Source organism: Streptomyces sp. NPDC055078 (genome assembly GCF_053607985.1).
The window spans coordinates 1-5,248 of sequence record NZ_JBSGUP010000585.1 but is presented as its reverse complement, the minus strand read 5'-3'; the positions used below and the strand labels follow the sequence as shown (position 1 = coordinate 5,248).

At 72.5% G+C, this 5,248-nt stretch carries 4 protein-coding genes and 1 pseudogene; all 5 read left to right on the top strand.

The annotated features are described in order from the left end of the window. On the top strand, positions 1–661 hold a 661-nt coding region (locus ACWF94_RS32645), incomplete at its 5' end, for an SDR family oxidoreductase (RefSeq protein WP_453496808.1). Continuing rightward, positions 658–3,561, top strand: coding sequence for an FAD-binding and (Fe-S)-binding domain-containing protein (locus ACWF94_RS32640; protein ID WP_453496805.1), 2,904 nt, complete (start codon positions 658–660; stop codon positions 3,559–3,561). The genes ACWF94_RS32645 and ACWF94_RS32640, both read left to right, overlap by 4 nt. A 208-nt stretch (positions 3,562–3,769) precedes the next feature. Next, positions 3,770–3,916 (top strand): annotated as a pseudogene (locus ACWF94_RS32635) (JmjC domain-containing protein); the annotation flags it as partial. A gap of 13 nt (positions 3,917–3,929) precedes the next feature. Continuing rightward, on the top strand, positions 3,930–4,439 hold the full coding sequence (locus tag ACWF94_RS32630) for a hypothetical protein (RefSeq protein WP_453496803.1): 510 nt from the start codon (positions 3,930–3,932) through the stop codon (positions 4,437–4,439). After that, positions 4,436–4,918 (top strand): hypothetical protein, encoded by a 483-nt coding sequence (locus tag ACWF94_RS32625; protein WP_453496800.1) that lies wholly within the window; start codon positions 4,436–4,438, stop codon positions 4,916–4,918. Before ACWF94_RS32630 ends, ACWF94_RS32625 begins: the two co-directional genes overlap by 4 nt. Positions 4,919–5,248: the final 330 nt, after the last annotated feature.

Here is a 5,248-nt window from a genome sequence, read left to right as displayed (position 1 = left end):
CGCCAAGGCCGTGGGCGGCCCGGACACCGCCGTGGCCGCGACACTCGATGTGGCGGTGGAAGCCGATATCGAGGCCGCCGTCAGGGAGACCGTCCTGGCCTTCGGCGGGCTCGACCTCGTCGTCAACAACGCCGGCCTGGTGATCCCGGGCGGCCTGCTGGAGACGACGGCGGAGAACTGGGACCTGCTGCACACCGTCATGGGCCGGGGCTCCTTCCTGGTCAGCCGGGCCGCGGCCCGTGTCCTGCTGGCCCAGGACATGGGGGGCGACATCGTCTACATCGCCAGCAAGAACGCGGTCTTCGCCGGTCCCGCCAACCTCGCGTACAGCACGGTGAAGGCAGGGCAGGCGCACCAGGTGCGGCTGCTCGCGGCGGAGTTGGGGGAGCACGGCATCCGGGTGAACGGGATCAACCCGGACGGTGTGGTCCGGGGGTCCGGGATCTTCCAGGGCGAGTGGGCCAGTCAGCGCGCCGCGCAGTACGGTGTCGCGGCCGAGGACCTCGGCGGCTACTACGCACAGCGCACCCTGCTCAAGCAGGAGGTCCTTCCGGAGGACATCGCGGCGGCCGTCCTCACCCTCAGCGACGGGAGCCTGCCGCTGACCACGGGGCTGATAATCCCGGTCGACGGCGGGGTGACGGGCGCCTTCCTGCGATGATCTCCGACCAGGTCAGGGAGCGGATACGGCGGCTCGTCGGCACGGACGGCTCGTACACCGACCGTGAGATCGACCGGGTGGCCATGGCCGGCGACGCGTCGCACTACCGGCTGACGCCGCGGGCCGTGGTGGCACCGTCGGAGGCCGCCCAGGTCGCGGGCATCCTCCGGGTGAGCGGGGAGAGCGGGACCGCGGTGACGTTCCGTTCGGGAGGCACCAGCCTGAGCGGGCAGGCCGTCAGCAACGGCGTCATGCTCGATGTACGGCGGCACTTCCGGCGGATCGAGGTGATGGACGAGGGCCGCAGGGTCAGGGTGCAGCCCGGTGCGACCCTGCGGGCGGTCAATGCGCGCCTGGCGGGGTACGGGCGCAAACTCGGCCCCGACCCGGCGAGCGAGGTCGCCTGCACCGTCGGCGGGATCATCGCCAACAACTCGTCGGGCATGGCCTGCGGGACGGACGCCAACGCCTACCGGACCCTGGAGTCGCTGACCGTCGTGCTCGCCGACGGAACGACGCTCGACACCGGGCGGGCCGACGCGGACGACACCCTGCGCCGGCTCGCCCCGGGCGTCCACCGGGGCCTCGGCGACATCCGTGACCGGGTGCGCCGGAGCCCGGAGGCCGTCGCGACCGTACGGCGCCTGTTCGCGATGAAGAACACCATGGGGTACGCGGTCAACGCGCTGCTCGACCACGAGCGGCCGGTCGACATCCTGGCCCGGCTGATGGTGGGGAGTGAGGGGACGCTCGGGTTCGTCGCGGAGGCGACGTTCCGGACCGTGCCCGCACCGCCGTCGGCGCTGACCGCGCTGCTGGTCTTCCCCGATCTGCGGGACGCCGCCGCGTCACTGCCCGAACTGCTGCGCTCGCGCCCCGCGACCGTCGAACTCATGGACGCACGGGCCCTTCGGGTCGCCCAGCGTGGTGTGGTGCCCGACGACCTGCGCGACCTGGGCGTCGTACGCCATGCCGGGCTGCTGGTGGAGTACCGGCACGACAGCGACGCCGCGTCGGCCGCGGCGGAACCGGCGATCGCCAGGATGCTCGAAACCCTTCCCCTGTCCTCGCCCGCACGGCTCACCCCGGACAGCGGACACCGGGCCGCGCTGTGGCGGATGCGCAAGGGCCTCTACGCCGCGGTCGCCGGAGCACGTCCGCCCGGCACCAGCCCGCTGCTGGAGGACATCGCCGTCCCGGTGCCCGACCTGGCCCGCGGCTGCGATGCCCTCGACGAACTCTTCCGCACCCACCGGTACGAGGAGTCGGTGGTCTTCGGCCACGCCAAGGACGGCAACCTCCACTTCATGATCAACGAGCGTTTCGACGATCCGGCCGGACTCCACAGGTACGCGGCGTTCACCGAGGACATGGTCGACCTCGTCCTCGGCCTCGGCGGCACCCTCAAGGCCGAACACGGCACCGGCCGCATCATGGCGCCGTTCGTGCGGCGGCAGTACGGCGACGAACTGTACGACGTCATGGGCGAGATCAAGGCGCTGCTCGACCCTCGGAAGATCCTCAACCCCGGAGTGCTGCTCAGCGACACCGACGACTCCTACCTCGCCGATCTCAAGGTCACACCCGCTGTGGAACCGGAAGTGGACCGCTGTGTCGAATGCGGCTACTGCGAACCCGTCTGCCCCAGCAGGGACCTCACCCTGACACCACGTCAGCGTATCGTGGTACGCCGGGAGATCCAGGCCGCCGAGGAGCGGGGGGACACCGACCGGGCGCGGCGGCTCGGCTCCGACTACCGGTACGCCGCGGTCGAGACCTGCGCGGCCGAGGGCATGTGTGCCACCGCGTGCCCACTCGACATCAACACCGGGGACCTCGTCCGCCGGCTCCGTGCCGAAGGGGCCCCGGCGGCGGCCCGGGCCGGATGGCGGACAGCCGCACGTCACTGGGCAGGGGCCTCCCGGCTCGCAGGCGCCGGCCTGACGGCAGCCGCCCATCTCCCCGGCGTCACGACCGCGGTGACCCGGGGAGCCCGCCGCCTCCTCGGCGGCGAACAGGTCCCCCTGTACGACCGGCGGCTGCCCGGCGGCGGTGACGCGCGGAGGGCGGCACCGGTGGAATCCGCCGACATCGTCTTCTTCCCCTCGTGCACGGGTGCCGTCTTCGGCCCGGACCGCCCCACGGAAGGGAGCGGGGACACGACATCCGCGGGCCGCTCCTTCCAGGCCCTGGCGGCACGGGCGGGTATCGAGGTCCGGATCCCCGGTGCGATCGCCGGCCTGTGCTGCGGAACCCCGTGGAAATCCAAGGGACTTGAGGAGGGGTACGCCATCATGGCGGCCCGGGTACTGCCCGCGCTGTGGGACGCGAGTGACGGGGGAGCACTGCCCGTCGTCTGCGACGCCTCCTCATGCACCGAGGGCCTGACGATCATGCAGGAGGCTGTCGCCGGGGACTCCCCGTACCGCGGTCTGCGCATCCTCGACTCGGTCGACTACGCCCATGACATCCTGCTCGACCGCCTGCCACTCAGGCGCCGGATCGCCTCCATCGCCATCCATCCCACCTGCTCGTCCCACCGTTCACAGCAGGCACGGCCGTCCGCCGCGCACATCGGGGCGGGTGCATTGGCCGCCATCGCCCGCCATCTGTCGCCGGATGTCGTCGTACCGCTCGACTGGGGGTGCTGCGCCTTCGCAGGGGACCGCGGACTGCTGCACCCCGAGCTGACCGCGGCGGCGACCGCCCCCGAGGCGGTCGAGGTCACCTCCCGTGACTTCGCCGCCTACGCCTCGTCCAACCGCACTTGCGAACTGGGCATGACCAGGGCGACCGGCAGACCCTACCGCCACATCCTGGAACTGCTGGACGAGGCGACCCGCCCGGACCCGCAGGACGGGGAAGGACCATACCTCGACAGGCCCCCGGTCCGTCCCTGAGCGGGGCGGACCGGAACCGGGCCTGGCCGCGGGTGCGCCGGGAGCACGTGCGCCTGGTACGGGGCCGGCTCCTTCCAGCACCTGTCAAGGGTGGAACACCCTGTCACGATCGCCGTTGGTGACCTGGCGCCGCGACCACGACGGCCCGCCGGGACAACTTCGCCCCAGCCGGATCTGACGCGAAGCCGCAGGACATGCCTGCTCCCCGATCTCGGGGGACGGGGCGACGCCGGCCGAGCCGGTCGCCGATCTGGTCCTGCAGCCCGGAGACCTGCTCTGCCTGCCGCGCGGCTGGTGGCACGCGGTCACCGCCGACCAGGGCACCCACTCCCTGCACCTCACGTGCGGTATCAGCCCGCCGCACACCGGTGACCGGGCTGCTGGGGTGGCTGGCCGACGAACTCCTCGGCAGCAACACCTTCCGTACGGACCTGCCGTTGCACGCCGGCGAGAAGGCCCAGGCGGCGTTCGTCTCGGCGCTGGCCAGGGAAGTGACGGCCGCACTGGAGGAGCCGGGGCTTCTGCAGCGGTATGCGGCAGCCCAGGACGCGCAGGACACGGGCCGGCTGCGGCCGTCCCTGCCGAAACTGGACGGCGTTGCGCCGGACGGGGACTTTCAGGTGCGGCTTGCCACCGGGCGGGCCCGGGTCACCGAAGTGTCCGTCGGCGGTGAGGATCTGGTCCGGCTGCGGGGCGCGGGGCAGGAGATCGACGCCGCGGCGGCCGCCGCACCTCTCCTCCGCCGGCTCCTGCAACCGGGCTGGCACTCCCTGCGCGACCTGGCGGCCGCCGCGCATGTCCCGGCCGAGGACGCGGCCGCGCTCGTGAGCGCACTGGTCTCCGCTCAGATCGCCAGCGTCCGCGCGGCGAGGCGGTGACCGCCTTGCTGGGGCTGGGCACCTACCGCATCGCCGGTGAGGAGCTGGCCGCCGCCGCCCAGCGCGCGGCCAGCTCGCCGTCCGGCTGGATCGACACCGCCCCCAACTACTGCCACGGCCGGGCCCACCGGCTGCTGGCCCCCGTTCTCGCCGACTTCCCCCTCACCGGCCTCGCCACGAAGGCCGGGTTCCTCACCCGCGCCACCGCCCGATCCGCAGGCACCGCCGCCGCGCACGCCCCTCCCGTACCGCAGAATCCGCACGCCCCTCCTTTATCGCCGGGCGCACACGCCACGCAGGATCCGCAGGTCCTGCCGCTCCCGCAGGAATGCGGCCAGGGGGCGCATTCCGCGAATGAGCTGCCCCGGGCGCTCCAGTACCGCTTCGGCGGGCCCGAGGACGCCCCCGTCCTGGTCATCGGTAGCTCCCTCGTTGACGAGCATCGCAATCTCTCACGCGCGTCTCACAGACTGGGTTAGACAAGCCATCCGGAAAGGGCCCTGACCTGGACCCCCTGGACTGTATGGACGTTCACGGCTCGCCCTGGACGGCGGGTAAGCTCTGCCCTGCCACGCACGGGGGCGACCCGCGCGCCGTGCACGTTTCAGCAGCGCGTACGGCGCCTCGCTGCCGCCGGGATACGTGATCGGGCCCTGCCCGGCGGCCGGGGTCTCGGAACCGGCGATGAAGCCGTCGAGGGCTTCTGGGGTGACGGCGAGGGCGTTCGCGTCCTCCCGCTGATTACGGTCGGCCAGAAGGCGCTGCAACTCGTCCCGGGCGGCAGGGAGATGGACGAGGAGGGGCAGGCC

What these genes read in the sequence shown, in the direction of transcription:
- ACWF94_RS32640 (WP_453496805.1), top strand. Translation starts at nt 658, where the DNA reads ATGATCTCCGACCAGGTCAGGGAGCGGATACGGCGGCTCGTCGGCACG.